The sequence below is a fragment of the Paracoccus sp. KKT209 genome (assembly GCF_055635455.1).
Genome location: NZ_CM145758.1, coordinates 1,675,768 through 1,700,249, shown reverse-complemented (window position 1 = coordinate 1,700,249; position 24,482 = coordinate 1,675,768). Strand labels below are relative to the sequence as shown.

At 68.1% G+C, this 24,482-nt stretch carries 24 protein-coding genes, 1 tRNA gene and 1 pseudogene; 13 read left to right on the top strand and 13 right to left on the bottom strand.

Features of this window, described 5'->3' with window-relative positions; all coding sequences use genetic code 11:
- Positions 1 to 54: 54 nt before the first annotated feature.
- The 3 genes from gyrA to ACZ2G3_RS08540 all read right to left on the bottom strand — a co-directional run bounded on the left by gyrA (position 55) and on the right by ACZ2G3_RS08540 (position 3,970).
- Complete coding sequence (gene gyrA, locus ACZ2G3_RS08550; protein WP_470399094.1) at positions 55 to 2,748, bottom strand: DNA gyrase subunit A; 2,694 nt, start codon at positions 2,746 to 2,748, stop codon at positions 55 to 57.
- A gap of 179 nt (positions 2,749 to 2,927) precedes the next feature.
- Positions 2,928 to 3,395 carry a disulfide bond formation protein B gene (locus ACZ2G3_RS08545; RefSeq protein ID WP_470395310.1) on the bottom strand — a complete coding sequence of 156 codons (468 nt, stop codon included), beginning with the start codon at positions 3,393 to 3,395 and terminating at the stop codon, positions 2,928 to 2,930.
- Positions 3,392 to 3,970, bottom strand: coding sequence for a YqaA family protein (locus tag ACZ2G3_RS08540; RefSeq protein ID WP_470395308.1), 579 nt, complete (start codon positions 3,968 to 3,970; stop codon positions 3,392 to 3,394). The genes ACZ2G3_RS08545 and ACZ2G3_RS08540 overlap by 4 nt, the downstream gene beginning before the upstream one ends.
- A gap of 153 nt (positions 3,971 to 4,123) precedes the next feature.
- Here ACZ2G3_RS08540 and ypfJ point away from each other — a divergent pair, with 153 nt between their 5' ends.
- Positions 4,124 to 4,957, top strand: a complete 834-nt coding sequence (gene ypfJ, locus ACZ2G3_RS08535) for a KPN_02809 family neutral zinc metallopeptidase (protein ID WP_470395307.1) — start codon at positions 4,124 to 4,126, stop codon at positions 4,955 to 4,957.
- A 132-nt stretch (positions 4,958 to 5,089) separates the two neighbouring features.
- On the opposite strand, the gene ACZ2G3_RS08530 is transcribed toward ypfJ, so the two are convergent.
- Entirely contained in the window at positions 5,090 to 5,275 is a 186-nt protein-coding gene (locus tag ACZ2G3_RS08530; protein WP_470395305.1) for a hypothetical protein, read from the bottom strand.
- Between the two features lie 70 nt (positions 5,276 to 5,345).
- Between ACZ2G3_RS08530 and ACZ2G3_RS08525 the strand changes: the two genes are divergently transcribed.
- Positions 5,346 to 5,819, top strand: a complete 474-nt coding sequence (locus tag ACZ2G3_RS08525; RefSeq protein ID WP_419267834.1) for a type II toxin-antitoxin system RatA family toxin — start codon at positions 5,346 to 5,348, stop codon at positions 5,817 to 5,819.
- 39 nt (positions 5,820 to 5,858) lie between these two features.
- On the opposite strand, the gene metK is transcribed toward ACZ2G3_RS08525, so the two are convergent.
- The 7 genes from metK to ACZ2G3_RS08490 all read right to left on the bottom strand — a co-directional run bounded on the left by metK (position 5,859) and on the right by ACZ2G3_RS08490 (position 12,905).
- Positions 5,859 to 7,037 carry a methionine adenosyltransferase gene (metK, locus tag ACZ2G3_RS08520; RefSeq protein ID WP_470395303.1) on the bottom strand — a complete coding sequence of 393 codons (1,179 nt, stop codon included), beginning with the start codon at positions 7,035 to 7,037 and terminating at the stop codon, positions 5,859 to 5,861.
- Positions 7,038 to 7,042: 5 nt separating this feature from the next.
- Positions 7,043 to 8,428 carry an adenosylhomocysteinase gene (gene ahcY, locus ACZ2G3_RS08515; protein ID WP_470395301.1) on the bottom strand — a complete coding sequence of 462 codons (1,386 nt, stop codon included), beginning with the start codon at positions 8,426 to 8,428 and terminating at the stop codon, positions 7,043 to 7,045.
- An 87-nt stretch (positions 8,429 to 8,515) separates the two neighbouring features.
- Complete coding sequence (locus ACZ2G3_RS08510) at positions 8,516 to 9,124, bottom strand: TetR/AcrR family transcriptional regulator (protein ID WP_470395299.1); 609 nt, start codon at positions 9,122 to 9,124, stop codon at positions 8,516 to 8,518.
- Between the two features lie 267 nt (positions 9,125 to 9,391).
- Entirely contained in the window at positions 9,392 to 11,212 is a 1,821-nt protein-coding gene (gene typA / locus ACZ2G3_RS08505) for a translational GTPase TypA (protein WP_470395298.1), read from the bottom strand.
- Positions 11,213 to 11,358: 146 nt separating this feature from the next.
- Entirely contained in the window at positions 11,359 to 11,493 is a 135-nt protein-coding gene (locus ACZ2G3_RS08500) for a hypothetical protein (RefSeq protein WP_419267830.1), read from the bottom strand.
- Positions 11,494 to 11,585: 92 nt separating this feature from the next.
- Entirely contained in the window at positions 11,586 to 12,359 is a 774-nt protein-coding gene (locus ACZ2G3_RS08495; RefSeq protein WP_470395296.1) for a hydroxypyruvate isomerase family protein, read from the bottom strand.
- A complete protein-coding gene (locus tag ACZ2G3_RS08490) occupies positions 12,360 to 12,905 on the bottom strand; it encodes a DUF1285 domain-containing protein (RefSeq protein WP_470395295.1) in 546 nt (181 codons plus the stop codon).
- Positions 12,906 to 12,969: 64 nt separating this feature from the next.
- Between ACZ2G3_RS08490 and ACZ2G3_RS08485 the strand changes: the two genes are divergently transcribed.
- The 9 genes and pseudogenes from ACZ2G3_RS08485 (at position 12,970) to lpxB (ending at position 23,100) form a co-directional block, all read left to right on the top strand.
- Complete coding sequence (locus tag ACZ2G3_RS08485; protein ID WP_470395294.1) at positions 12,970 to 13,977, top strand: AAA family ATPase; 1,008 nt, start codon at positions 12,970 to 12,972, stop codon at positions 13,975 to 13,977.
- Positions 13,974 to 14,855 (top strand): DUF58 domain-containing protein, encoded by an 882-nt coding sequence (locus ACZ2G3_RS08480; RefSeq protein WP_470395292.1) that lies wholly within the window; start codon positions 13,974 to 13,976, stop codon positions 14,853 to 14,855. Before ACZ2G3_RS08485 ends, ACZ2G3_RS08480 begins: the two co-directional genes overlap by 4 nt.
- Positions 14,855 to 15,049, top strand: a pseudogene (locus ACZ2G3_RS08475) (BatA domain-containing protein); the annotation flags it as partial. The gene ACZ2G3_RS08480 and the pseudogene ACZ2G3_RS08475, both read left to right, overlap by 1 nt.
- A gap of 1,752 nt (positions 15,050 to 16,801) precedes the next feature.
- A complete protein-coding gene (locus tag ACZ2G3_RS08470) occupies positions 16,802 to 17,608 on the top strand; it encodes a DUF4159 domain-containing protein (protein ID WP_470399093.1) in 807 nt (268 codons plus the stop codon).
- The gene (locus ACZ2G3_RS08465; protein ID WP_470395291.1) at positions 17,605 to 19,707 is read left to right on the top strand and encodes a hypothetical protein; all 2,103 of its coding nucleotides are present in this window, start codon (positions 17,605 to 17,607) and stop codon (positions 19,705 to 19,707) included. Before ACZ2G3_RS08470 ends, ACZ2G3_RS08465 begins: the two co-directional genes overlap by 4 nt.
- 90 nt (positions 19,708 to 19,797) lie before the next feature.
- Positions 19,798 to 20,277: a 3-hydroxyacyl-ACP dehydratase FabZ gene (fabZ, locus tag ACZ2G3_RS08460; RefSeq protein WP_111301822.1), complete on the top strand. Its 480-nt coding sequence runs from the start codon at positions 19,798 to 19,800 to the stop codon at positions 20,275 to 20,277.
- Positions 20,270 to 21,058 carry an acyl-ACP--UDP-N-acetylglucosamine O-acyltransferase gene (gene lpxA, locus ACZ2G3_RS08455; RefSeq protein WP_419267824.1) on the top strand — a complete coding sequence of 263 codons (789 nt, stop codon included), beginning with the start codon at positions 20,270 to 20,272 and terminating at the stop codon, positions 21,056 to 21,058. Before fabZ ends, lpxA begins: the two co-directional genes overlap by 8 nt.
- On the top strand, positions 21,055 to 21,864 hold the full coding sequence (locus ACZ2G3_RS08450; RefSeq protein WP_470395288.1) for an LpxI family protein: 810 nt from the start codon (positions 21,055 to 21,057) through the stop codon (positions 21,862 to 21,864). Before lpxA ends, ACZ2G3_RS08450 begins: the two co-directional genes overlap by 4 nt.
- 81 nt (positions 21,865 to 21,945) lie before the next feature.
- Complete coding sequence (lpxB, locus tag ACZ2G3_RS08445) at positions 21,946 to 23,100, top strand: lipid-A-disaccharide synthase (protein ID WP_470395286.1); 1,155 nt, start codon at positions 21,946 to 21,948, stop codon at positions 23,098 to 23,100.
- Here the strand turns inward: lpxB and ACZ2G3_RS08440 are convergent.
- Entirely contained in the window at positions 23,084 to 23,431 is a 348-nt protein-coding gene (locus tag ACZ2G3_RS08440; protein ID WP_470395284.1) for a RidA family protein, read from the bottom strand. The two genes, lpxB and ACZ2G3_RS08440, sit on opposite strands and share 17 nt — an antisense overlap.
- A gap of 135 nt (positions 23,432 to 23,566) precedes the next feature.
- On the opposite strand from ACZ2G3_RS08440, the gene ACZ2G3_RS08435 reads away from it, so the two are divergent.
- The gene (locus ACZ2G3_RS08435) at positions 23,567 to 24,031 is read left to right on the top strand and encodes an MmcB family DNA repair protein (protein ID WP_470395283.1); all 465 of its coding nucleotides are present in this window, start codon (positions 23,567 to 23,569) and stop codon (positions 24,029 to 24,031) included.
- Here ACZ2G3_RS08435 and ACZ2G3_RS08430 read toward each other — a convergent pair.
- Positions 24,012 to 24,230: a DUF6324 family protein gene (locus ACZ2G3_RS08430; RefSeq protein WP_419267820.1), complete on the bottom strand. Its 219-nt coding sequence runs from the start codon at positions 24,228 to 24,230 to the stop codon at positions 24,012 to 24,014. The genes ACZ2G3_RS08435 and ACZ2G3_RS08430 overlap by 20 nt on opposite strands.
- 101 nt (positions 24,231 to 24,331) lie before the next feature.
- Between ACZ2G3_RS08430 and ACZ2G3_RS08425 the strand changes: the two genes are divergently transcribed.
- Positions 24,332 to 24,408 (top strand) — tRNA-His (locus tag ACZ2G3_RS08425).
- Positions 24,409 to 24,482 lie beyond the last annotated feature (74 nt).

Genomic DNA, 24,482 nt, shown 5'->3' with positions numbered 1-24,482 from the left:
GCATGCAGATCAAAAAAACCCGGCCCTGCATCGCAGGGCCGGATCGTCATGGTGTCAGTCCTGATCCTCGTCGGTCAATGCCTCGGCATCGCCCTGTTCGGCAATGCGGGCGACCGAAACCACCACCTCGCCATTGCTGGTGTTGAAGATCCTGACACCGCCGGCGCTGCGCGAGCGGAAGCTGATCCCCTCGACGGGCACGCGGATCGACTGGCCGGTCGAGGTGGCCAGCATGATCTGGTTGTCGCTTTCCACCGGGAAGCTGGCGACCAGCGGCCCGCCCCGCATGCCGCGGTCCATGGCCATCACGCCCTGGCCCCCGCGTCCGCGCACCGGATAGTCGTGGCTGGAGCTGGTCTTGCCGGTCCCCTTGGCGGTGATGGTCAGGATCAGGTCCTCGGCCGCCGACATCTCGATATAGCGCTCCTGGGTGATGACGCCTTCGGCCGGCGCATCCTCGTCCTCATCGGCCTCGGCCCCGTCGTCCAGCGCGCCTGCAACCGCGCGGCGCATCTTCAGATAAGCGACCCGTTCCGACGGATCGGCCTCGAAGTGCCGGATGACCGCCATGCTGACGACACGGTCGCCCGCCGCCAGCCGGATGCCCCGGACCCCGGTCGAATCCCGGCCCTTGAAGACGCGGACCGCCGTCGTCGGAAAGCGGATCGCCCGGCCCTGGGCGGTCAGCAGCATCACGTCATCCTCGGTCGTGGCCATGCGGACGCCGATCAGGCTGACGCCCTCGGGCAGCTTCATGGCGATCTTGCCGTTCGACCGGACGCTGCCGAAATCCGACAGGGCGTTGCGCCGCACGTCGCCGTCCGAGGTGGCGAAGATCACCTGGTAGCTGTCCCATTCGGCCTCGGGCGCATCCACCGGCATCAGGGCCGCGATGCTGACCCCGGCGTCGATCGGCAGGATGTTGACGATGGCCTTGCCCTTGGACGTGCGGCCGCCCAGGGGCAGGCGCCAGGTCTTGAGGCGATAGACCATGCCGTCCGTCGTGAAGAACAGCAGCTCGGTATGCGTGCTGGCCACGAAGAGCGTGGTCACGACGTCGTCTTCCTTGGTGGCCATCCCGGACAGGCCCTTGCCGCCGCGGCGTTGGGCGCGGAATTCGGCCAGCGCGGTGCGCTTGATGTAGCCGCCCGAGGTGATGGTCACGACCATGTCCTCGCGCTCGATCAGGTCCTCGTCCAGCATGTCGCCGGCCCAATCGGTGATCTCGGTCCGGCGCGGCACGGCGAACAGCGTCTTAACCTCGGTCAGCTCGTCCGAGATGATGGCCATGATCCGCTCGCGCGAGGCCAGGATCGCCAGATAGTCGCGGATGCTGTCGGCCAGCGACTGCAGCTCGTCGGTGACCTCCTTGACGCCGATCTGGGTCAGGCGCTGCAGGCGCAGGTCCAGGATGGCGCGGGCCTGCACCTCGGAGAGGTTGTAGGTGCCATCCTCGTTCACCGGGTGCAGCGGGTCGTCGATCAGCCGCAGGTATTCGACGATGTCATGGGCCGGCCAGCGCCGCTCCATCAGGCGCGTGCGGGCCTCGGCGGCGTCGGCGCTGCTGCGGATCGTGGCCACCACCTCGTCCACGTTGCTGACGGCGACGGCCAGACCGCACAGCACATGGCTGCGCTCGCGCGCGCGGCGCAGCTCATAGGCGGTGCGGCGCGCCACGACCTCTTCGCGGAAGGCGATGAAGTAGGTCAGGAAGTCGCGCAGCGCCAGCTGTTCGGGCTTGCCGCCGTTCAGCGCCAGCATGTTGCAGCCGAAGGTGGTCTGCAACTGGGTGAACCGGAACAGCTGGTTCAGCACCACATCGGGCGTCGCGTCGCGCCGCAGCTCCACCACGACCCGGACCCCCTGCCGGTCGGATTCGTCCTGAACCGAGGCGATCCCCTCGACCCGCTTTTCCTTGGCCAGTTCGGCGATCCGCTCGATCAGCGTGGACTTGTTCACCTGGTAGGGGATCTCGTCCACGACAATGGCAAAGCGGTCCTTGCGCGGCTCCTCGATATGGGTCCTGGCGCGGATGATGACGCTGCCACGCCCCTCCAGATAGGCCTTGCGCGCGCCCGACCGGCCCAGGATCATCGCGCCCGTCGGAAAGTCGGGACCCGGGATCATCTCCAGCAGGCGTTCGGTGGGCAGGTCCGGATCGGCGATCAGCGCCAGCGTGGCGTCGATCACCTCGCCCAGGTTGTGGGGCGGGATGTTCGTAGCCATGCCGACGGCGATGCCGCCCGCGCCATTGACCAGCATGTTCGGAAAGCGCGCCGGCAGGACGGTCGGCTCGCGGTCCTTGCCGTCATAGTTGTCCTGGAAATCGACCGTATCCTTGTCGATGTCCATCAGCAGGTAGTTGGCCGGCTTGTCCATGCGCACTTCGGTATAGCGCATCGCGGCCGCCGGATCGCCGTCCATGCTGCCAAAGTTGCCCTGGCCGTCCAGCAGCGGCAGCGACATCGAAAAGTCCTGCGCCATCCGAACCAGCGCGTCATAGATCGCGCTGTCGCCATGGGGGTGATACTTGCCCATCACGTCGCCGACCGAGCGTGCGGATTTGCGATAGGGCTTGTCCGCTGTGTTGCCGCTTTCGTCCATCGCATAGAGGATGCGGCGGTGAACCGGCTTCAGCCCGTCGCGCAGGTCGGGAATGGCGCGGCTGACGATCACCGACATCGCATAGTCCAGATACGAGGTCCGCATCTCGGAGCTGATGTCGATGACGGGCCCGTCGTGATGCATCACCACACGGGTCCCGGCGTCGCCTTCTTCGCCGTTCTCGGGGGTTTCGGGCAGATCGTCTTCTGGGGTGTCGGCCACGGGTATTCCTCAACATCTAGTTGGTGTTCGGTATAGCCGAGCCGCCGGCGCGGGGCAATCGCGGCCCCGCTCCGGAACCGGGAAAAGCGCCGTTCTGACGTTCAGTTGCCCTTGCGGGCCGCAACTGCCCAAAGCCCCGCAAGCCCCGCCGACAGGATGGCGTTCCAGCCCGCCATCGAGACGCCGAGGAAGCTCCAGGCGACCTCGTCGCAGCGCACCACGGGGGCGGCCTGCAGGCGGGTCATCAGGTCCTGCGTGGTCAGGCGCGCCAGGTCGCCGACCCCGCCCGAACAATGCGACGGTCCCGCCCACCAGGCCAGTTCCACGCCGGTGTGATAAATGGCCAGAGCCGTGGCCGTGGCCGCCGCGGCCAGCCCCAGGATCGCCAAGGCGCGGGTGCGGCCGGTCAGCCAGATCAGCCCCGCGATCACGGCGGCTGCGACATGCGGCCAGCGCTGCAGGATGCACAGCTCGCAGGGCGCATAGCCCGCGGCCTGGAAGCCAAGCGCCGCGATCAGCAGCAGGGCCGACCCCGCGCCCGCCAGAAGGGAAAGCTGTCTGCCCGTCACAGGAACCTCACCGCTGCAAGTCCACCGAGCAGGCAGACCATGAAAATCGTGAACACCAGGCCCAACCGGCGTTCGATGAAATCACGGATCGGCGGCCCGAAGCGCCACAGAAGCCCCGCAACCACAAAGAAGCGTCCCGCGCGCCCCAGGATCGAGGTCAGCACGAAGACCGGCAGGGACAGGCCCACGGCGCCCGAAAAGATGGTGATGACCTTGAAGGGAAAGGGCGTCAGCGCCGCGATCAGCACCGCCCAGCCTCCGTAGATCTCGAAACGCTCGGCCAGTTGCTGATAGGCCGCCTCCTTGCCATAGGCGGTCAGGACCCATTGCCCCAGCGTGTCCATCAGCACCGCGCCGATCCAGTAGCCCAGAAGCGCGCCCAGGACCGACCCGATCGTGGCGATCGACGCGATGATCCAGGCCCGTGCCCGCTGCGCCAGCACCATGGGGATCATCAGCACGTCCGGCGGGATCGGAAAGACCGAGCTTTCGATGAAGCTGATGGCGAAGAGCGACGAATCCGCGTGCTTGTGACCCGCCAGGCCCATCGTCCAGTCGTAAAGCCTGCGCAGCATGTCCGTCCCTTCGATCGTTGCCCTGTGCATCCGCGCTTCGCGGTGCAAGGTCAAGCCTCTGCGTGGCAGGTCGCAGCGCTGTGAAGGGCGGGGGAACCGGTTGTTCTTCCGGGCGTTCGGCGCAACAGGCCGGTTCGGAAAAGGGTGTCGAAGATGAAATGGCGGGGCAGGCGGGGCAGCAGCAATATCGAGGACCGGCGCGGCATGGGTGCGGCGGGCGGCATCGGGGTCGTGGGGACGCTGGTGGTGCTGGCGGTCGGCTATTTCTTTGGCGTCGATGTCAGCCCCATCGTGCGCGAACTGGACCAGCAGGGTGGCAGCACCGAACTGAGCCAGCGCGACGAGGAATGGGGCCAGTTCGTGTCGGTGGTGCTGGCCGATACGGAGGAGGTCTGGGACCCGCTGCTGCGCGACCAGGCGGGTCTTGCCTATCAGGACCCGACGCTGGTCCTGTTCCGGGGCGCGGTGCAGTCGGCCTGCGGCGGCGCCTCGGCAGCGATGGGACCCTTTTACTGCCCCGGCGATCAGCGCGTCTATCTGGACACCGATTTCTTCGACATGATGGGCGAGCGGATGGGTGCGGGCGGCGACTTTGCGGCAGCCTATGTGATCGCGCATGAGGTCGGGCACCATGTCCAGAACCTGACCGGCGTCCTGGGCGCGGTGCATGGAGAGCGGGGCCGCATCTCGGAGGTGGAATCGAACCGCCTGTCGGTGGCCACCGAACTGCAGGCGGATTGCTATGCCGGGATCTGGGCGCGACATGCGCAGGAACGTTTCGGCAGCCTGGACGTTGGCGACCTGGAAGAGGCGATGCGGGCCGCCGAGGCCGTGGGTGATGACGTGATCCAGGCCAGCGCCGGACGCACCCCGATGCCGGACAGTTTCACCCATGGCTCGGCCGCGCAGCGGCGGGAATGGCTGGAGCGGGGGTTCGGCTCCGGGGACATGGCCCAGTGTGACACCTTTGCCGCGCAGAATCTTTGACCGGGCCTGCCCAAGGAAACAGAGGACAGAATGACCACCATCGTGATGCTGCTTGGAGTTCTGACAGCCTTTGCCATCACCCTGCGCCTGGGTGCGCCCAAAAGCCGCGTGACCGCCACCAAGGACTAAGGGTCAACGCGGCATCCGCGGGCCACCCCGCGGATCAAGCGTCGCCCATTCGGGCCAGAACCCCAGCTTTTCCAGCGCCACGAGCGCCAGCCCGCCCGCGACGATCCCCAGGACCAGCTTGACCATCCGGGCACTGGGGGGACGACGTGCCCATTTGGCAGCCCGCAGAAGCCAGATCATATTGTTCATCGCGCGCCCCGCCTGCTAAGTGCTGGCGCGACTCGAACCAGACGCCGCGCCGAAACTCAAGAGCTTGCCCTTGCCCAACCATCACGACAGCCGAAACCTGCCCTATTCCGCGCGCCAGATGTACGATCTTGTCGCCGATATCGAAAGCTATCCGCAGTTCCTGCCCTGGAACAGCGCGGCCCGGATCAGGTCCCGCCAGACCCGGCCGGACGGTGCCGAGGAAGTGGCCGCCGATCTGGTCATCAGTTTCAAGGTGTTCCGGGAACGCTTTGGCAGCACGGTCGTGCTGTGGCCCCGGAATGATCAGGGCGAGTGGAAGATCGACACGGAATACCTGGACGGCCCCTTCAAGTACATGCGCAGCGGCTGGACCTTCACCGACCTGCCCGAAGGCGGGTGCCATGTCGACTTCTTCGTGGATTTCGAGTTCCGCAACGCGATTCTTCAGCGGCTGATCGGCGTGGTCTTCCACGAAGCCATGTCGCGGATCGTGCGCGCCTTCGAGGACCGGGCCCGCAAGCTCTATGGGGCGCCGCAGCGCTGATCGAGAAAGGGCCGCCCCATTTGGGCGGCCCTTGTTGTTTCAGCTCAGCGCCGCTTTCAGCGCCTCGGCCTTGTCCGTCCGCTCCCAGCTGAAGGCGGTGGCGCCGTTCAGCGGGTGGGGGGCACGACCGAAATGGCCATAGCTGGCCGTCGGGCGATAGATCGGGTGCAGCAGGTCCAGTTCGCGGATGATGGCAAAGGGCCGCAGGTCGAACACCTCGCGCACCGCCGCCACGATCCTTTCGACGGGCACGGTTTCGGTTCCGAAGCAGTTGAGGCTGATCGAGGTGGGCTCGGCCACGCCGATGGCATAGCTGACCTGGATCTCGCACCGGCTGGCCAAGCCCGCCGCGACGATGTTCTTGGCCACCCAACGGCCCGCATAGGCGGCCGAGCGATCGACCTTGGACGGATCCTTGCCCGAGAACGCGCCGCCGCCGTGACGCGCCATGCCGCCATAGCTGTCGACGATGATCTTGCGCCCGGTCAGGCCGCAATCGCCGACCGGGCCGCCGATCACGAACTTGCCGGTGGGGTTGATGAAGTACTTGGTCTGGTCCGACAGCCACTCGGCCGGCAGGACCGGCTTGATGATCTCCTCGATCACCGCCTCGCGCAGGTCGGCCAGCGCGATCTCGGGGTTGTGCTGCGTGGAGAGCACGACCGCATCGATCCCCGAAGGCCGGCCGTCCGCGTCATAGCGCAACGTGACCTGGGATTTCGCATCGGGGCGCAGCCAGTCCAGCGTCCCGTCGCGGCGGACCTTGGACTGGCGCTCGACCAGCCGGTGGGCATAGGTGATCGGCGCGGGCATCAGCACGTCGGTTTCGTCGCTGGCATAGCCGAACATCAGGCCCTGGTCGCCCGCGCCCTGTTCCTCCAGGCTCTCGCGGTCGACGCCCTGGTTGATCTCGGGCGACTGCTTGCCGATGATGTTGATGACCGAGCAGGTGGCCCCGTCGAAGCCCACGTCTGACGACGTGTAGCCGATGTCGTTGATGACCCCGCGCACGATGGATTCCAGGTCCACCCAGGCACTGGTCGTGATCTCGCCCGAGATGATGGCGACGCCGGTCTTAACCATGGTCTCGCAGGCGACGCGGGCGCGCGGGTCCTCGGCCAGGATCGCGTCCAGGATCGCGTCGCTGATCTGGTCGGCGATCTTGTCGGGGTGGCCCTCGGAAACGGATTCCGAGGTGAACAGGGAATATTCGGTCATGTCACTCAGTACCGGTAATGATCGGATTTGAAGGGGCCTTCGGGGGTGACCCCGATATAGGCGGCCTGTTCCGGCGACAGCGTCGACAGTTTCGCACCCACCTTGTCCAGATGCAGGCGGGCAACCTTCTCATCCAGCGCCTTGGGCAGGATATAGACCCCGGGCTTGTAGTCCTCGCCCTTGGTCCACAGCTCGATCTGGGCCAGAACCTGGTTGGTGAAGCTGGCCGACATCACGAAGGACGGATGCCCCGTGGCGTTGCCCAGGTTCAGCAGGCGCCCCTGCGACAGCAGGATGATGCGATTGCCCGAAGGCATCTCGATCATGTCCACCTGGTCCTTGATGTTGGTCCACTTGTGGTTGCGCAGGGCGGCGACCTGGATCTCGTTGTCGAAATGGCCGATATTGCCGACGATGGCCATGTCCTTCATCTGGCGCATATGCTCCAGCCGGATCACGTCGCGGTTGCCGGTCGTGGTGATGAAGATGTCGGCGCTGTCTGCCACATCCTCCAGGGTCACGACCTCGAACCCGTCCATGGCGGCCTGCAGCGCGCAGATCGGGTCGACCTCGGTCACCTTCACGCGCGCACCGGCGCCCTGAAGGCTGGCGGCCGATCCCTTGCCCACGTCGCCATAGCCGCAGACGACCGCAACCTTGCCGGCCATCATCACGTCGGTGGCGCGGCGGATGCCGTCGACCAGCGATTCCTTGCAGCCGTACTTGTTGTCGAATTTCGACTTGGTAACGCTGTCGTTCACGTTGATCGCGGGGAAGGGCAGCTGGCCGTTCTTCTGCAGATCATAGAGGCGATGGACGCCGGTCGTGGTTTCTTCGGACACGCCCAGGATCTGGTCGCGCGTGCGGGTGAACCAGCCGGGCGACTGCGCCATGCGCTTGGCGATCTGCGCCTTGATCACGGCCTCCTCGTCCGATTGCGGCACCGGGATGATATCCTCGCCGGCCTCGGCACGGGCACCCAGCAGGACATAAAGCGTGGCGTCGCCGCCATCGTCCAGGATCAGGTTCGGCCCTTCGGCGAACTGGAAAGAACGGTCGAGGTAATCCCAGTGCTCGGCCAGGGACTGGCCCTTGATCGCGAAGACGGGGACACCGGCGGCGGCGATTGCCGCGGCGGCATGGTCCTGGGTCGAATAGATGTTGCACGAGGCCCACCGCACATCGGCCCCCAGTTCCACAAGGGTCTCGATCAGCACGGCGGTCTGGATTGTCATGTGCAGGCTGCCGACGATGCGTGCCCCCTGCAGCGGGCGGGCCTCGCCATATTCGGCGCGCAGGGCCATCAGGCCCGGCATCTCGGTCTCGGCAATATCCAGTTCCTTGCGGCCGAATTCTGCCAGCGCCAGGTCCTTGATGATGTAATCGGTCACGTGATGTCTTTCGTCATACCCAGGTTGCCCCGGGGATAGCGCATGCCCCCCTTCTTCGAAAGGGGCTATTCTGTCACCCCGGCCTGTTCATGCGGGTAGCCGTTGGCTGCTGCGCGCGACGCGCAGGATGAAATCCCGCGTCAGCATCTTGGCCGTCGCAACAGGGTCGTTGCCCAGGGTGCCGTCCACCATCCGGTCGTCCACGACCATGCGGGCCAGCCCATAGGCAAAGCTGCGCGAGGACAGGACCAGCAGGGGAATATCTTCCTTGGGATGGATCAGGCCTTCGGTTTTCGCGCGCGTCAGCATCCGCGTCATCAGGTCGGTGACCGAGTCGACGTAGCGGCGCAGGCCGGCGACGTTCATCACCTCCAGCAGCCGCTGGTCGGACATCAGGCGAAACTGCGCCCGGTGACAGTCCGCCCAGTCAAGGTAGGCTTCGCCCAAGGCGATGAACTGGGCCATCGGGTTGCGGGGGTCGACCCGGACCACCGCCCTAGTGCAGGTGTCGATCAGGATGATCAGGGCCTGCTCGACCGCAGCGATCAGCAGCGTCTTGTCGTCGGGAAAAAGGCGCGCGATGGCTTCCGGCGGAACACCCAGGGCCTCGGCAACCTCGGCCCGCCTGGGGGCGCGCGACTGGCTTTCCTCGACCAGGGACATGGTCACATGAACGGCGCGTTCATGAAGTCTCATGGCATCAATATCTTGGCTGGAGTGGCTCATTTCTTCTGGCCCCGGTTTCGTTGGCAGCATGAGGCGAAGCAAAAACAGCTCAATCTGAAATGTGACCCAAGTCTGAAATGGCAGAATCCGTCCGCAATATGGACAAGGAATTGCGTCTGATAACCCCACCATACCACGAACAAAACAATCCGTGATATGATTAAAAAGACAGGTTCGGGGCCTCAGAGTCAATTCGCGGCCCCGAGGGGCCGCGAATATAATTGCAGGAATGGTAAATCAGGCGTCGGCGCGGGACGCCCGCTTGCGCTCGTGCGGGTCCAGATGCCGCTTGCGCAGGCGGATGTTCTTGGGCGTCACCTCGACCAGTTCGTCGTCGTTGATATAGGCGATGGCCTCTTCCAGCGACAGGCGGACCGGCGGCGTCAGGCGCACAGCCTCGTCCGTGCCCGAGGCGCGGACGTTGGTCAACTGCTTGCCCTTCAGCGGGTTCACTTCCAGGTCGTTGTCGCGGGTATGCTCGCCGATGATCATGCCCTGGTACAGCTGTTCCTGGGCGCCGATGAAGAACTTGCCGCGATCCTCCAGCTTCCACAGCGCATAGGACACGGACACGCCGTTCTCCATGCTGATCAGGACGCCCTGGCGGCGGCCTTGGATCGCGCCCTTGTGCGGGGCCCAACCATGGAAGATGCGGTTCAGCACGCCGTTGCCGCGCGTATCGGTCATGAACTCGCCCTGATAGCCGATCAGGCCGCGGGCCGGGACATGGGCCAGGATGCGCGTCTTGCCGACGCCGGCGGGGCGCATGTCGACCAGATCGCCCTTGCGTTCCCCGGTCAGCTTTTCGATGACCACGCCGGTGTATTCGTCATCGACGTCGATGATGACTTCCTCGATCGGCTCAAGGCGCTGGCCGTCCTCTTCCTTGTAGATCACGCGCGGACGACTGATCGACAGCTCAAAGCCCTCGCGGCGCATGTTCTCGATCAGGACGCCCATCTGCAGTTCGCCGCGGCCCGAGACGACGAAAGCCTCGCCGCCCGGCGTGTCCTCGACCTTGATGGCGACGTTGATCTCGGCTTCCTTCATCAGGCGCTGGCGGATGACACGCGACTGGACCTTCTTGCCGTCCTGGCCGGCCAGCGGGCTGTCGTTGATGCCAAAGGTCACGCTGATGGTCGGCGGATCGATCGGCTGCGAGGGCAGCGCCTCCATCACGTCCGGATGGCACAGCGTATCGGCGACGGTGGCCTTGGCCATGCCCGCGATGGTGACGATGTCGCCGGCCTCGGCCAGGTCGATCGGGGTCTGGGTCAGGCCGCGGAAGGCCATGATCTTGCTGATGCGGAACTGCTCCAGCCGCTCGCCGTCGCGCGACAGGGCCTTCAGCGTGTCGCCCGCCTTGGCGGTCCCGGATTCCACGCGGCCGGTCAGCAGGCGGCCCAGGAAGGGGTCGGCGCCAAGCGTGGTGGCCAGCATCTGGAACGGCTCGTTGGCGCGCGCGATCTGCTTGGGCGGCTGCACGTGCTTCAGGATCAGGTCGAACAGGGCATCCATGTTCTTGCGCTCGCCGTCCAGCGTCGCATCCGCCCAACCGCCGATGCCCGAGGCATAGACATGCGGAAAGTCCAGCTGCTCGTCGCTGGCGCCCAGGTTGGCGAACAGGTCGAAGACGTCGTTCAGCACGTCATCGGGCTCGGCCGCCGGCTTGTCGACCTTGTTCAGCACCACGATCGGACGCAGGCCAAGGGCCAGGGCCTTGGAGGTCACGAACTTGGTCTGGGGCATCGGGCCCTCGGCGGCATCGACCAGCAGGCAGACGCCGTCCACCATCGACAGGATGCGCTCGACCTCGCCGCCGAAATCGGCATGGCCCGGCGTGTCGACGATGTTGATGCGGGTGCCCTTCCATTCCACCGAGGTCGCCTTGGCCAGGATCGTGATCCCGCGCTCGCGTTCGATGTCATTGCTGTCCATCGCGCGTTCCGCGACGGCCTGGTTTTCGCGGAAGGCGCCCGACTGACGCAGCAGCTGGTCCACCAGGGTGGTCTTGCCGTGGTCGACGTGGGCGATGATGGCGATGTTGCGGATATCCATGACGGCCTTGATCATTAGGTTTCGCGGCTGCCCTAGCGGATCGGGGCCGCAAAGGCCAGCCCGCAAATGGCACGGGCCCCCGCCATGCCGGCGAGGGCCCGAGTTCCGTGGCGTCCCTGTCGCGGCCCGCGCGGGGCCGCCTTCGCTCAGCGCAGGCCGAGGAAGGACAGCACGAACAGGACGACGACGACAAGGCCGACAATGTAGATGATCGAGTTCATGATGTATTCCCTTATGCTCAGGTGCCGTCCTTGGGCGTCTTGCCCGCGGACATGCGGCACGTCCCTTTCGCAACGGTGACCGGTCGCAACGGGTTCCGGCCTCGGCGGGAAAAAATCGCGCCCTTGCAGATAGCTGCGCCCGGATGCATGTCTCAGCCGGTCGCCCTGTCGTTTGCGCGACGCAGCCAGCCCAGGCCCGACAGGCTGTGCCGGGCAGGGTGGTATTCGGCACTGACCCAGCCGCGATACCCCCAGTCGTCCAGCTCGGCGAAGAAGGCTGGATAGTCCAGTTCACCGTCATCCGGCTCGTGCCGGCCCGGATGGCCCGCGATCTGGATGTGGCGCACCAGCGGCGCCACCTTCCGCCAGCAGGCCGTCATGTCGCCGGTGATGATCTGCGCGTGATAGCAGTCCAGTTGCAGCCCCAGGTTCGGCGCGGCGATCCCCTCGATGATCTCGGCTGCAAGATCGAAGTCCGAGAGGAAATATCCAGGCATGTCGGTCCGGTTGATCGGCTCGATCGTCAGGCTGGCATGGGGCGCGCGTTCGGCCGCCCAGGCCAGGTTGCGCCGAAACGTGTCCAGCGCCTCCGGGCCCTCGGCGGCGCCTGCCATCACATGGATGTGGCGCGCCCGCAGCGCCTGAGCCACGCGCAGGCTGCGCTCGAAGTCGCGCTGGAACCGTTCCTCCAGCCCCGGCACGGCGGCAAAGCCGCGCGGCCCGCCGGCCCAGTTCGGCGGCGGCGTGTTCAGCAGCACCATCTCCAGCCCAGCCGCCACGGCGCTGCGATAGATCTCGGCCGCCGCGATGTCATAGGGAAAGAGGATCTCGGCTCCCTTGAAACCCGCTTCGGCGGCCGCCGCGAAACGCTCGCGCATCGGAAGCTCGGTGAACAGCATCGTCAGGTTCGCGGCGAAACGGGGCATTCACGGCTCCAATGCGAAAAACTGACCGGCCGAGACGATCCCGATCTGTCCGTCGGGCCCGATCTCGGCCGCATCCGCCAGCCGGTAAAAGGTCTTGCGGTCGATCAGCGCCTCCAGCCCCGCCCGGACATGGACATAGGGGCGCGGCTCGCCCGCGTCGCCCCGGACCGTGATGGGGTGATCGGGACCCGCCGTGACCTGGTCCCCCACATTCGTGGAAAAGGTCACGGTGCCGTCCGAAATCTCGGCATCGACGGCCAGGAAGGGCGCGTCCTGCACCCGGATGCCGACCTTTTCGACCGGGGTCACCAGGAAGAAGCTGTCCCCCTCGCGCTTGAGGATGGTCGAAAACAGCCGCACCATCGCCGGCCGGCCGATGGGGGTGCCCTCGTGGAACCACGTCCCGTCGGCGCGGATCTCGATGTCCAGTTCGCCGCAATAGGGGGGATTCCACAGATGCACCGGCGGCAGGCCGCCTTTTGCGGCCTTGCTGGCGGCTGCCGCCAGCCCGTCGGCACTCACGCTTTTGTCACCGTTTTCCGCCATTGGATCTGGTCGCCTCCACTTCGACTGCCTATGCTCCGGCTTAAAGCAGCAGAAGGGCATTGTCATGACGTCGGACGAAATTCTGGTGCAAGAGGTGCAGGCCCTGGCCGCCCGCCTGGCCGAGGCCCGTCTGAGCGTCGAGCAGCGTTTCGTCGGACAGCACGAGGTCGTCGAACAGGTGCTGGCCGCGATCCTGGCGGGCGGTCATGCGCTCTTGGTCGGACAGCCCGGCATGGGCAAGACGATGCTGGTCGCGACCCTGGCCACGGTGATGGGGCTGGACAGCCAACGCATCCAGTTCACGCCCGACCTGATGCCCGCCGACATCCTGGGATCCGAGGTGCTGGACGCCTTGCCCGACGGCAGCCGCGCCTTTCGTTTCATCGAGGGGCCGGTCTTCACCCAGCTGCTGATGGCCGATGAGATCAACCGCGCCAGCCCGCGCACCCAGTCCGCCCTCCTGCAGGCCATGCAGGAACGCGAGGTCACGATCAGCGGCCGGCACCGACCGCTTGGTCGGCCCTTCCACGTACTGGCTACCCAGAACCCGATCGAGCAGGAGGGCACCTATCCGCTGCCCGAGGCGCAGCTGGACCGCTTCCTGCTGCAGATCGACGTGGGCTATCCCGACCGCGACACCGAACGCCAGATCCTGCTGACCACGACCGGCCTGGAGGAGGGCGCCCCCCATGCCGCCTTCACGGCCGGCGACCTGATCGCGGCACAGCGCCTGATCCGCCAGATGCCCGTGGGCGAGGCCGTGGTCGAGGCGATCCTGGACCTGGTGCGCGCCAGCCGCCCCGGCGCCCCCGAGGCCGCGCCCTTCATCAGCGACGCGCTGGTCTGGGGACCGGGGCCGCGCGCGGCGCAGGCGCTGATGCTGGTCACGCGGGCCCGCGCCGTGCTGAACGGCCGCTATGCGCCGACCTTGGACGACGTCCATGCGATGGCCGCGCCGGTGCTGCGGCACAGGATGTCGCTGTCCTTCTCGGCCCGGGCGCGGGGCGAGACGGTGGACGCAGTCATCGCCCGGCTGCTGGACGACCGGATCGGCGGCCGTCGCGCGGCATGACCCGATCGCCCACCGATCTGCGGGCCGGGGCCGAGGCAGCAGGCGGGCACCTGCCCGCGCTGGTGCTGTCGGCCGAGCGTCTGGCCGCCCTGATCGCGCCCGGTGCCCATGGCCTGCGCCGCCCCGGACCGGGCGAGGATTTCTGGCAATACCGCCCCGCCGCCAGCGGCGACGAGATGCGCAGCATCGACTGGCGCCGCTCGGCCCGATCGGACCAGGAATTCGTCCGCGACCGTGAGGCGCAAAGCGCGCAGGCGGCGGCGATCTGGGTGTCCGGCGGGCAGGGCATGAACTATTCGGGCGGCGCCGACCGGCCGACCAAGGCCGACCGCGCCCGGCTGCTGGGGCTGGCGCTGGCGATGCTGCTGCTGCGGGGCGGAGAAAAGGTGGGCCTGCTGGGCCAGCCCGCGCGTGCCGGGCGCATCCAGGCCGACCGGCTGGCCGAGGCGCTGGCCCTTGCCCCGGCAGGCACCGCCGAAGAGGAGGCCGCACCGGCCGAAGGGCTGCGCCCCAACCAACGCGTGATCGTTCTGTCGGATTTCCTGGCCGACCCGGCCTGGGTGCAAGTGCTGCTGGCCCGCGCGGCAGGACTGGGCGTGAGCGGGCTGCTGTTCCAGGTCCTCGACCCGGACGAGGCGCATTTCCCCTATGAGGGCGCGGTGGAGTTCCGCTCGGTCGGCGGAAGCCTGCGCCATGACAGCCGCGATGCGGGCGGGCTGCGCGCCGCTTATCTGGCCCGGCTGGACGAACGCCGGGCCTGGCTGCAGGCCCGCTGCGACGAGGCCGGCTGGCAGTTCGGCCAGCATCTGACCGATGCCGCGCCCGCGGCCGCCCTGGGGTGGATGTGGTCTGCCCTGGGCCGCGAGGCCGGGCGCTGATGCTGCTGCTGGGGCCACTGGGATTTGCGGCGCCCTGGGTGCTGGCAGCGCTGATCGCGCTGCCGGTGCTGTGGGTGATCCTGCGCGCCATGCCGCCCGCGCCCCGGCGGATCGTCTTTCCGGGCGTGGCGCTGCTGGCGGGCCTGGCCGATCGCAACCCTGTTGCACGGCGCACGCCCTGGTGGCTGCTGTTGCTGCGGCTGGCGGCCGTCGCGGCGCTGATCCTGGCCTTTGCCGGCCCGATCTGGAAGCCGGTCCCGCAAGGCCCTGCGGATGGGCCGCTGCTGGTGGTGATGGACGCGGGCTGGGCGGCGGCGCCGGATTGGGCGGCCCGTCAGGGTCGTGCCGAACGGGCGCTGGTCGCGGCCGCCGCCGCGGGTCGACCGGCGGCGCTGGTCCTGGCGGACGGGCGTGACGGGGCAGGGGCGTTGGCCTTCGAAGCGGCCGACGGCCTGATCGCGCGGCTGCGGGCGGCGCAGCCCATGGCCTGGCCCTCACGCTTGCCCGAGGATCCCGAAGCCGCGCTGGCCGCCGCACCCGAGGGCCGGCTGTCGACCCTGTGGCTGACGGACGGGACCGAACATCCGAACCGCCGCGCATGGCTGGCGGCGCTGGCCGCGCGCGGTTCCGTCACTGTCGTGCCGCCGTCGCGCCCGCTGCGGACGCTGGCGCTGGCGCAGGGGGACGCGCCGTCGCTGACCCTGACTTCCACCGATGACGCGGCCCCGGCGGTCCTTGCCATCGGCCCCGATCCGCAGGGGATCGAGCGTGAACTGGCCCGGTTGGTCCCGGGCGATGCAACCGTTCAGGACGGCACCTGGGTCCGCCCCGTGGCCATCGACCTGCCGCCGGAACTGCGCAACCGCATCACCCGCTTTCGGATCGAGAACGAGGCCCATGCCGGGGCGGTCGTCCTGGCCGATGACCGCGTGCGGCGGCGCAAGGTGGCGCTGGTCGGCAACCCGGCGGGTCAGGCCGAGGGGCAGGTGCTGCTGGCCCAGATCCATTACCTGCGACAGGCGCTGGCCCCATCGGCGGATCTGGTCGAGGGTTCGCTTGGCGACGTGCTGGACAGCGCGCCCGATGTCATCATCCTGGCCGACCAGGTGCAGCTGGCCGAGATCGGGGAACTGGCCGAATGGGTGGATGCCGGCGGCCTGCTGATCCGCTTTGCGGGTCCGCGCATGGCCGGGTTCGAGCGGCTGATGGACGAGCCCCTGCTGCCTGTCATGCTGCGCCAGGGCGGGCGCGACATCGGCGGCGCGCTCAGCTGGGGCGACCCGCGGGGGCTGGCCCCCTTTTCCGCCGACGGACCCTTTGCCGGCCTTACCGTGCCCGACGATGTCACCGTCCGTGCGCAGCTGATGGCCCAGCCCGCGCCGGACCTGTCGGCCCAGACCATCGCGGCGCTGTCGGACGGCACGCCGCTGATCACCCGTGACAGGCTGGGCCAGGGCCAGGTCGTGCTGGTCCATGTGACCGCGAATGCGGAGTGGTCGAACCTGCCGCTGTCCGGTCTGTTCGTCCAGATGATGGAGCGGCTGGTCGCGACCGCCCGCCTCAGCCCGGCCGACGCGGCCGCAGATGACCGCCAGCAGCCCTTCTGGACAGCCGAAACGGTCCTGGACGGGTTCGGGAACCCGGCCACGGCCGAAGGGCTGGCGCCTGTCGCCGCCGAGGACCTGGCCAAGGGTCCTGGGCCTGATCGTCCCGCCGGCATCTATGCTGCGGGAGAGCGGCGCCAGGCGCTGAACGCGGGCGGACCGATCCTGCAGGCCCAATGGCCCGGCGCCACCGTCGAGGCCGCGCGGGCGGCGCCGGGCCGCGACCTCAAGGGCGCGCTGCTGGCGGCGGCGGCGCTGCTGCTGGCGCTGGATGCGCTCGGCTCGGCCTGGCTGGCACGCGGCGGGCGGGTCGCGGCGGCGCTGATCCTGGCACTGTCGCTGATGCCGCGCCCGCAGGCGGCCTTGGCCCAGGACCTGGACGCGGAGCTGATGCGCGCCGCCACCGAGGTCGCCCTGGCCTATGTCGTCACCGGAGAGGCCGAGGTCGACCGCGCCTCCGAACAGGGCCTTTGGGGTCTGTCGCTGGCCCTGCGGCAGCGCACGTCGGTCGAGCCGGGCCGGCCCATCGGCATCGACCTGGACCGGGACGACCTGTCGCTGCTGACCTTTCTCTACTGGCCTGTGACCCAGGGGCAGGCGCCGCCCTCGCCGCAGGCCTATCTGCGGCTGAACGCCTTCCTGCGGTCGGGCGGGATGATCCTTTTCGACACGCGTGACGGCGACATTGCCGGGATCGGCGGTCCCGACATGTCCGAGGCGTTGCGCCGACTGGCGGCGCCGCTGGACATCCCGCCACTGGCCCCGGTGCCCGAGGATCACGTGCTGACCCGCAGCTTCTATCTGCTGGGCGATTTTCCCGGCCGCTGGCAGGGCAACCCGGTCTGGGTCGAGGCCCCGCCCGTGGGCGCCGAGGCCGAGGCAGGCGTCCCCTTCCGGCAGCTGAACGACGGGGTGACCCCGGTCGTGATCGGCGGCAACAGCTGGGCCGAGGCCTGGGCGGTCGATGACAGCGGCTATCCCACCTATCCCATCGGCCGGGGCTGGGAGGGCGAGCAGCAGCGCGAGATCGCCTTCCGCTTTGGCATCAACCTGATCATGTATGTGCTGACCGGAAACTACAAATCTGACCAGGTGCATGTCCCGGCCCTGCTGGACCGGCTGCGGACCGAGGAGATGCTGGCCCCATGACGGCGATCCGTTTCGATCCCGCGCTGCCCTGGTGGGCGATCGGTGCCCTGGCGGTGCTGGCCCTGCTGGTCGGCGGCTTTGCGCTGTGGCGTGGGTTGCGGGGCTGGGCCTGGCGCGGGCTTGCGGGCCTGGCGGCGGCCCTGGCCTTGGCCGGACCTGCGCTGGAGATCGGCACCCGCGCGGGGCTGTCGGACATCGTGATCCTGATCGACGACCGCTCCTCCAGCCAGGACCTGCCCGAACGCGCCGCGCAGTCGGACGCCGCCGTGGAACGCCTTTCGGCACAGCTGACGGCGCTGCCCGATACCGAACTGCGGAGGGTGACCCTGGGCGATGACCCGGACGGCACCTTGTTGGCCACCGCGATCAGCCGAGCCGCCGCCGCCGAGCCCGAGGCGCGGCTGGCGGGCGTCATCGCCGTCACCGACGGGCGCCTGCATGATCCGGCCATGCTGCCCGCCGACCTGCCGGCCCCCGTCCATATGCTGCTGACCGGGCGGCCGCAGGACTGGGACCGGCGCCTTGTCATCGAGGAGGCCCCGGCCTTCGGCCTGATCGACCAGGAGGTGACGATCCGCCTGAGGGTGGAGGATCAGGGCGCGCTGCCCGGCGACCTGCCCCGTGGCAGCGTCAACCTGCGCCTGTCGGTCGATGGCGAGGAGGCGCAGAGCGTCGCGGTGCCCCTGAACACCAGCCTGGACCTGCCGGTCATCCCCAGCCATGCCGGGCAGAACGTGGTCCAGATCGCCGTCGATCCGATGCCGGGCGAGCTGACCGACCGCAACAACGCCGCCGCCATCAGCATCAACGGGGTCCGCGACCGGCTGCGCGTGCTGCTGGTGTCGGGAGAGCCGCATGCCGGCGAGCGCACCTGGCGCAACCTGCTGAAATCCGACGCGGCGGTGGACCTGATCCACTTCACCATCCTGCGCCCGCCCGACAAGTCCGACGGGGTCCCGGTCAGCGAGCTGTCCCTGATCGCCTTTCCCACGCGCGAGCTGTTCCTGGAGCGGATCGACGATTTCGACCTGATCATCTTTGACCGCTACAGCGTGCAAGGCATCCTGCCGGCGGAATACTACCTGAACATCGTGCGCTATGTCCGTGAAGGCGGGGCGGTTCTTGTCTCTGCCGGCCCCGAGATGGCCTCGGTGGAAAGCCTGAACCTGTCGCCCCTGGGGCAGATCCTGCCGGCGCGCCCGACGGGGCGCGTGATCACCCAGCCCTTCCTGCCGCGCCTGACCCAGGACGGGCAACGCCATCCCGTGACGGCCGCGCTGCCCGGCGGCGGGGAGGAGGGTTCACCGGAGGATGGCGCACCGGATTGGGGCCGCTGGCTGCGCATGACCGAGGTGACGCCCGACCCGCAGGCCCAGGTGGCCCTGACCGGGGCGGAGGACCTGCCGCTGCTGATCCTGGACCGGGTGGAGGAGGGGCGCGTGGCGCTGCTGACCTCGGACCAGGTCTGGCTGTGGGGGCGCGGCTTCGAGGGCGGCGGTCCGCAGCTGGAGCTGCTGCGCCGCATCGCGCATTGGTCGATGAAGGAGCCCGAGCTGGAGGAGGAGACGCTGATCTCGGACATTCGCGACGGGCTGTCGGTGCGCTTTACCCGCCGCACCATGGGCGACAGCGCGGGGCCGCTTGTCGTCACGCGCCCCGACGGCAGCACCGAGGAGGTCGCCCTAACCCCCGACGGGCCGGGCCGCTTTATCGCCGACTGGACGGCGCCGGAGCCGGGCCTCTACCGGCTGCAGGACGGCAATCTGCGCCGTGTTCTGGCCCTCGGCCCCTCGGCCCCCCGCGAATTCGAGCAGACCGTCGCGGATGCAGCCCTGCTGGCATCCTTGGTCGAGGCGACCGGCGGCGGCATCCACCGCCTGTCGGATGGTGTGCCCGACCTGCGCCAGACCCGCGTGGGACGCGCCGCCAGCGGAACCGGCCTCGGCGGCGGCTGGATCGGCATCACCCCGCGCGACGCGGCGACCGTCACCGGCCTCGAACGCCGGCCGGTCCTGCCGGGCTGGGCCTGGCTTGCGCTGGTGGCCGGCCTGATCCTGACCGGCTGGCTGGCCGAAGGCCGCCGCGGGCGGGCGGTCTGACGCCGATGGTGCCCCGGCCCATCCGCCCGACGCGCTTGCCAAGCCAATCCCCGGTTGGTAACCGGTTTGAAACTGCCCGAAGGAACGCAAATGGCTGACGATACGCGCAATCCCGCCCCCTATACCGAGGCCGACCTGGCGCTGATCAAGCGGATCATCCCGCACCGCTACCCGTTCCTGTTCATCGACAAGGTGCGCGACATCGTTCCCTTCGAGGGCGCAGTGGGCATCAAGAACGTGACCAGCAACGAGCCGCATTTCCAGGGCCACTTTCCCGATCACCCGATCATGCCGGGCGTCACCATCGTCGAGGCGATGGCCCAGACTGCCGCCATCGTCGTGGGCATCAGCATGAACGTGGTCGACAAGGAAATGCAGACCTATTTCATGGGCATCGACGGCTGCAAGTTCCGGCGCATGGTCGTGCCGGGCGACGTGCTGGAACTGCACTGCCGCGCCATCCGCGGCGGCGGCAAGATCTGGAAATTCGAAGGGCGCGCGATGGTCGATGGCCAGCTTTGCGCTTCGGCCGAGTTCACCGCCATGATGGCGCCCAAGACCGATGGCTGAAGCGCGTATCCACCCTTCGGCCGTGATCGAGGAGGGCGCCCGGATCGCGCCGGGGGTCGAGATCGGGCCGTTCTGCGTCGTCGGATCCCAGGTCCGGCTGGCCGAGGGCGTGGTGCTGAAATCGCATGTGGTGATTGCGGGTGACACGTCCATCGGACCTGACACCATCGTCTTTCCCTTCGCCTCGATCGGCGAGGTGCCGCAGGACCTGAAGTTCCGGGGCGAGCATGTGCGGCTGGAGATCGGCGCCCGCAACCGCATCCGCGAATATGTCACCATGAATCCCGGCACCGAAGGCGGCGGCGGCGTCACCGTCGTGGGCGACGACGGGCTGTTCATGGCCGGGGCGCATGTGGCCCATGACTGCCGCATCGGCGACCGGGTGATCCTGGTGAACAACGCCTCGGTCGCCGGTCACTGCGTGCTGGAGGATGACGTGATCGTGGGCGGCCTGTCGGGCGTGCATCAGTGGGTCCGTATCGGGCGTGGCGCGATGATCGGCGCGGTCAGCATGGTGACGGCCGACGTGATCCCCTATGGCCTGGTGCAGGGGCCGCGGGGGCATCTGGACGGTCTGAACCTGGTCGGCCTCAAGCGCCGGGGTGCCAGCCGGGCCGAGATCCTGGCGCTGCGCGACCTGCTGGGCGCCCTGGGCCAAGGGTCGTTCCGCGACACCGCACGCCGCCGCGCGAGCGGCGAGGTGACGGGGATGGAGCGCGATGTGCTGGACTTCATTTTGGGCCCGTCGGATCGCAGCTTTCTCGCACCGCGGCCCGCATGAGCCGGATCGCGATCATCGCGGGTCAGGGGCGTCTGCCTGCAGTCGTGGCCGAGGGGCTGGACGATCCGGCCGTCTTTGCCCTGGACGGCTTTGCGCCGGACGGTCTGGACGCGACCGTCTTTCGGCTGGAGCGGCTGGTTCCCTTCCTCGATGAACTGATCCGCCGCGACCTGCGTCAGGTGGTCTTTGCCGGCGCCATCCGCCGCCCACGCCTGGAGCCCGAAGCCTTTGATCCGCGCACGGCGCAGCTGGTCCCGCGCATCCTAGCCGCGATGCAGTCGGGGGATGACGCGGCCCTGCGGACGGTCCTCGACATCTTCGAGGAGAATGACTTAAGTATCTGCTCGGTAAGTGAAATACGGCCCGACCTCGTTCCGAATGAAGGTGTTCTGGCAGGCCAGGTCTCGGATGCCGATCGACGCGATGCGGCGCGCGGGTCCATAATTCTGGCGCAGACGGGGGCTCTGGACTTGGGTCAGGGCGTTGTCGTGGCGCAGGGGCTGTGCCTGGCGCTGGAAACCCTGCCCGGAACCGCCGCGATGCTGGAATTTGCAGGCCCTCATCAGGGCCTGCGGCCGGATCCTTGCGGAGGGAAGGGCGTCTTCTACAAGGCCCCGAAGCCTGGCCAGGACCTGCGCATCGACCTGCCGACGCTTGGCCCCGACAGCGTGGATCAGGCGGCCGCCGCGGGACTGGCGGGCGTCGCCTGGCAGGCGGGCGGCGTCATCCTGATCGACCGGGCCGAGATGATCCGTCGCGCGGATGCGGCCGGCATTTTCCTCTGGGCGGCAGGACCCTTCGGCTGAGGACGGGCGGCGACCGGAAATGGCTGGCCTCGGTGCCTTGACTGACATACCCATGACCCGACAGCAGCAAGGCGGAGCGGCATGAAATATTTCCTGATCGCAGGCGAACCTTCGGGCGACCAGCTGGGGATGTCGCTGATGCAGGGTCTGCGCCAGCTGGACCCGCAGGCCGGCTTTCTGGGCGTGGGGGGCGAGGCAATGACCGGGCAGGGGCTGCAGAGCCTTTTCCCGATGGACGAGCTGAGCCTGATGGGCATCTGGGAGGTCTTGCCCAAGTACCGTCACTTGAAACGCCGCATCGCGCAGACGGCGCAGGCGGTCATCGACGCGTCACCCGATGTACTGATCGGCATCGACAGCCCGGATTTCTGCCTGCGCGTGGCGCGGCTAGTGCGGGCGCAGCGGCCTGACCTGCGGACCGTCCATTATGTGGCGCCGTCGGTCTGGGCCTGGCGGCCCAAGCGGGCGGTGAAGATGGCGCAGGTCATCGACCATGTCCTGGCGATCCTGCCCTTCGAGCCGCCGCTGATGCAGGCGGCAGGCATGACCTGCGACTTCGTCGGCCATCCGGTTGCAACCGCCGAGGTGGCGGGGCCCGACGAAGGTGCGCTGTTCCGCAACGCCCATGGCATCGCCCCCGACGCGCCGGTGGTCCTGTGCCTGCCCGGGTCGCGCAGGTCCGAGGTGTCGCGCCTCGGCCCCCGCTTTGACGAGGCGCTGATGCGGCTGCGCGACCGCGTGCCCGAGATCCGCGTCGTGCTGCCCACCGTGCCCGGGGTCGCGCAGATGGTCCGCGACATGACCCGCCGCTGGCCGACCGCCCCCATCGTCATCGAGGAGCCGGATGAAAAGCGCGCGGCCTTTGCCGCCGCGGACCTGGCGCTGGCGGCCTCCGGCACGGTTAGCTTGGAACTGGCGGCGAACCGCATTCCCATGGTGATCGGCTATGACATGGCGCCGCTGAGCCGGGTGATCGTGGGGCTGCTGCTGCGCACCGACACGGTCACGCTGGTCAACCTGGTCAGCGACACGCGCGCGGTGCCGGAATTTCTGGGCCGCAACTGCCAGCCGGGACCCCTGGCGCAGGCCCTGCAGACCGCGCTGGAGGATCCGCTGGCCCGCAAGGCCCAGCTGGATGCGATGGACCTGACCATGGACCGCTTGGGCAAGGGAGGAGAGGCGCCGGGCCTGCGCGCGGCGCGCTCGGTCATCGGGGCGATTACAGGACCGCGGTGACGATGATCTCGACCTTGTAGTCGGGGGTCGCCAGCGCCGATTCGCCGGTCGCGCGGGCGGGCGTGTGGCCCTGCGGCACCCAGGCATCCCAGACCGCGTTCATCTCGGCGAAATCGGCCATGTCGGCCATCCAGACCTGGGCCGAGACGATGCGCGTCTTGTCGGTGCCCGCGCGCGCCAGAAGATCGTCGATCTGGGCCAGGATCGCGGTCGTCTGCGCCGTGACCGAGGTGCCGGGTTCGCCCACCTGGCCGGCCAAGAAGACGAAGCCGTTGACGATGACGGCCTGGCTCATGCGGGCGCCGGTTTCGATGCGGGTGATGTCGCTCATTCAGGATGCTCCTTGAAACACAAGAGGATCGACGGTGGACTACCCCCCGCGCGATGCCGCGGCGACGCTATACGCGCCATGGGGCCGCAGCAAGGCGGCTTGCGGCTGTTTCTGCTTCGTTCTAATCTTCGCCCCATGACCGCCCAGCCCCTTCCCCTGCCGCCCATGCCCGGTCAGCGCCTCGCCCGCGGGACGGGCCGGATGCTGCGCAGCATGGACCACGCGGTTCTGACCGAGTTCGTTCCCGCCCGCGGGCTGCGGGTCGACGTGATCAGCCTGGGCCCCAAGGGTGAGTTGTGGATCGTCGAATGCAAGAGCGGCCGGGCCGATTTCCGGTCGGACCGCAAGTGGCAGGGCTATCTGGAATGGTGCGACCGCTATTTCTGGGCCGTGGACGGTGATTTCCCCGTGGACCTGCTGCCCGAGGATACGGGCTTGATCCAGGCCGACGCCTTTGGCGCCGAGATCCTGCGCATGGCACCCGAAACCCGGCTGGCCGGTGCGCGCAGGGTCAAGGTGCAGCGCGATTTTGCCCGCGCCGCAGCCCTGCGACTTCAAGGTCTGTGCGACCCAGATGCCTTCATCGCCGGGGCTTTTTAGCGCCGCCCGACTTGCCGCCCATGCTGCGGGCGGCATCCGCTGCGGCCAGCAGTTCCTCGGCGATCTCGGCCGCCTCCTCGGGATCGAAATCCATCGGCAGATCGACGCTCTCGCCCTGGATGTAGATGCGGACCATGCCCTGGTCCGTCGGCCCGATCTGCAGGTTGGCCGTGATGTCGCTTTCGCTGTTGATACCCATCGGATGTCCTTTCCCAATCAGAACTTTCTGTAGCGCGGCGGCATTTTCGCGGCAAGCAGGGCTTGCAACCAAGCGCGAGCGGGGCTAAAGAACCGCCCTGTGCCGCCTTAGCTCAGTTGGTTAGAGCGCTAGATTGTGGATCTAGAGGTCGCCCGTTCGAGACGGGCAGGCGGTACCACCTTCCCCCTGTCGGAACTGGACTTTCTGCGCTGCAGCATCTTGCGGCGGGCGCCTTCGGCTGACAGGCTGGCC

Bases quoted from the DNA above. Each gene is read 5' to 3' on its own strand.
- ACZ2G3_RS08495 (WP_470395296.1), bottom strand. From the start codon at position 12,359: ATGCCCCGTTTCGCCGCGAACCTGACGATGCTGTTCACCGAGCTTCCG.
- gyrA (WP_470399094.1), bottom strand. From the start codon at position 2,748: ATGCATCACGACGGGCCCGTCATCGACATCAGCTCCGAGATGCGGACC.
- ACZ2G3_RS08430 (WP_419267820.1), bottom strand. From the start codon at position 24,230: ATGGGTATCAACAGCGAAAGCGACATCACGGCCAACCTGCAGATCGGG.
- ypfJ (WP_470395307.1), top strand. From the start codon at position 4,124: ATGAAATGGCGGGGCAGGCGGGGCAGCAGCAATATCGAGGACCGGCGC.
- ACZ2G3_RS08480 (WP_470395292.1), top strand. From the start codon at position 13,974: ATGACCCGATCGCCCACCGATCTGCGGGCCGGGGCCGAGGCAGCAGGC.
- ACZ2G3_RS08450 (WP_470395288.1), top strand. From the start codon at position 21,055: ATGAGCCGGATCGCGATCATCGCGGGTCAGGGGCGTCTGCCTGCAGTC.
- typA (WP_470395298.1), bottom strand. From the start codon at position 11,212: ATGGATATCCGCAACATCGCCATCATCGCCCACGTCGACCACGGCAAG.
- ACZ2G3_RS08440 (WP_470395284.1), bottom strand. From the start codon at position 23,431: ATGAGCGACATCACCCGCATCGAAACCGGCGCCCGCATGAGCCAGGCC.
- fabZ (WP_111301822.1), top strand. From the start codon at position 19,798: ATGGCTGACGATACGCGCAATCCCGCCCCCTATACCGAGGCCGACCTG.
- ACZ2G3_RS08540 (WP_470395308.1), bottom strand. From the start codon at position 3,970: ATGCTGCGCAGGCTTTACGACTGGACGATGGGCCTGGCGGGTCACAAG.
- metK (WP_470395303.1), bottom strand. From the start codon at position 7,037: ATGACCGAATATTCCCTGTTCACCTCGGAATCCGTTTCCGAGGGCCAC.
- ACZ2G3_RS08470 (WP_470399093.1), top strand. From the start codon at position 16,802: ATGCCGCGCCCGCAGGCGGCCTTGGCCCAGGACCTGGACGCGGAGCTG.
- ACZ2G3_RS08510 (WP_470395299.1), bottom strand. From the start codon at position 9,124: ATGAGACTTCATGAACGCGCCGTTCATGTGACCATGTCCCTGGTCGAG.
- ACZ2G3_RS08490 (WP_470395295.1), bottom strand. From the start codon at position 12,905: ATGGCGGAAAACGGTGACAAAAGCGTGAGTGCCGACGGGCTGGCGGCA.
- ACZ2G3_RS08465 (WP_470395291.1), top strand. From the start codon at position 17,605: ATGACGGCGATCCGTTTCGATCCCGCGCTGCCCTGGTGGGCGATCGGT.
- lpxB (WP_470395286.1), top strand. From the start codon at position 21,946: ATGAAATATTTCCTGATCGCAGGCGAACCTTCGGGCGACCAGCTGGGG.
- ACZ2G3_RS08530 (WP_470395305.1), bottom strand. From the start codon at position 5,275: ATGAACAATATGATCTGGCTTCTGCGGGCTGCCAAATGGGCACGTCGT.
- lpxA (WP_419267824.1), top strand. From the start codon at position 20,270: ATGGCTGAAGCGCGTATCCACCCTTCGGCCGTGATCGAGGAGGGCGCC.
- ACZ2G3_RS08435 (WP_470395283.1), top strand. From the start codon at position 23,567: ATGACCGCCCAGCCCCTTCCCCTGCCGCCCATGCCCGGTCAGCGCCTC.
- ACZ2G3_RS08485 (WP_470395294.1), top strand. From the start codon at position 12,970: ATGACGTCGGACGAAATTCTGGTGCAAGAGGTGCAGGCCCTGGCCGCC.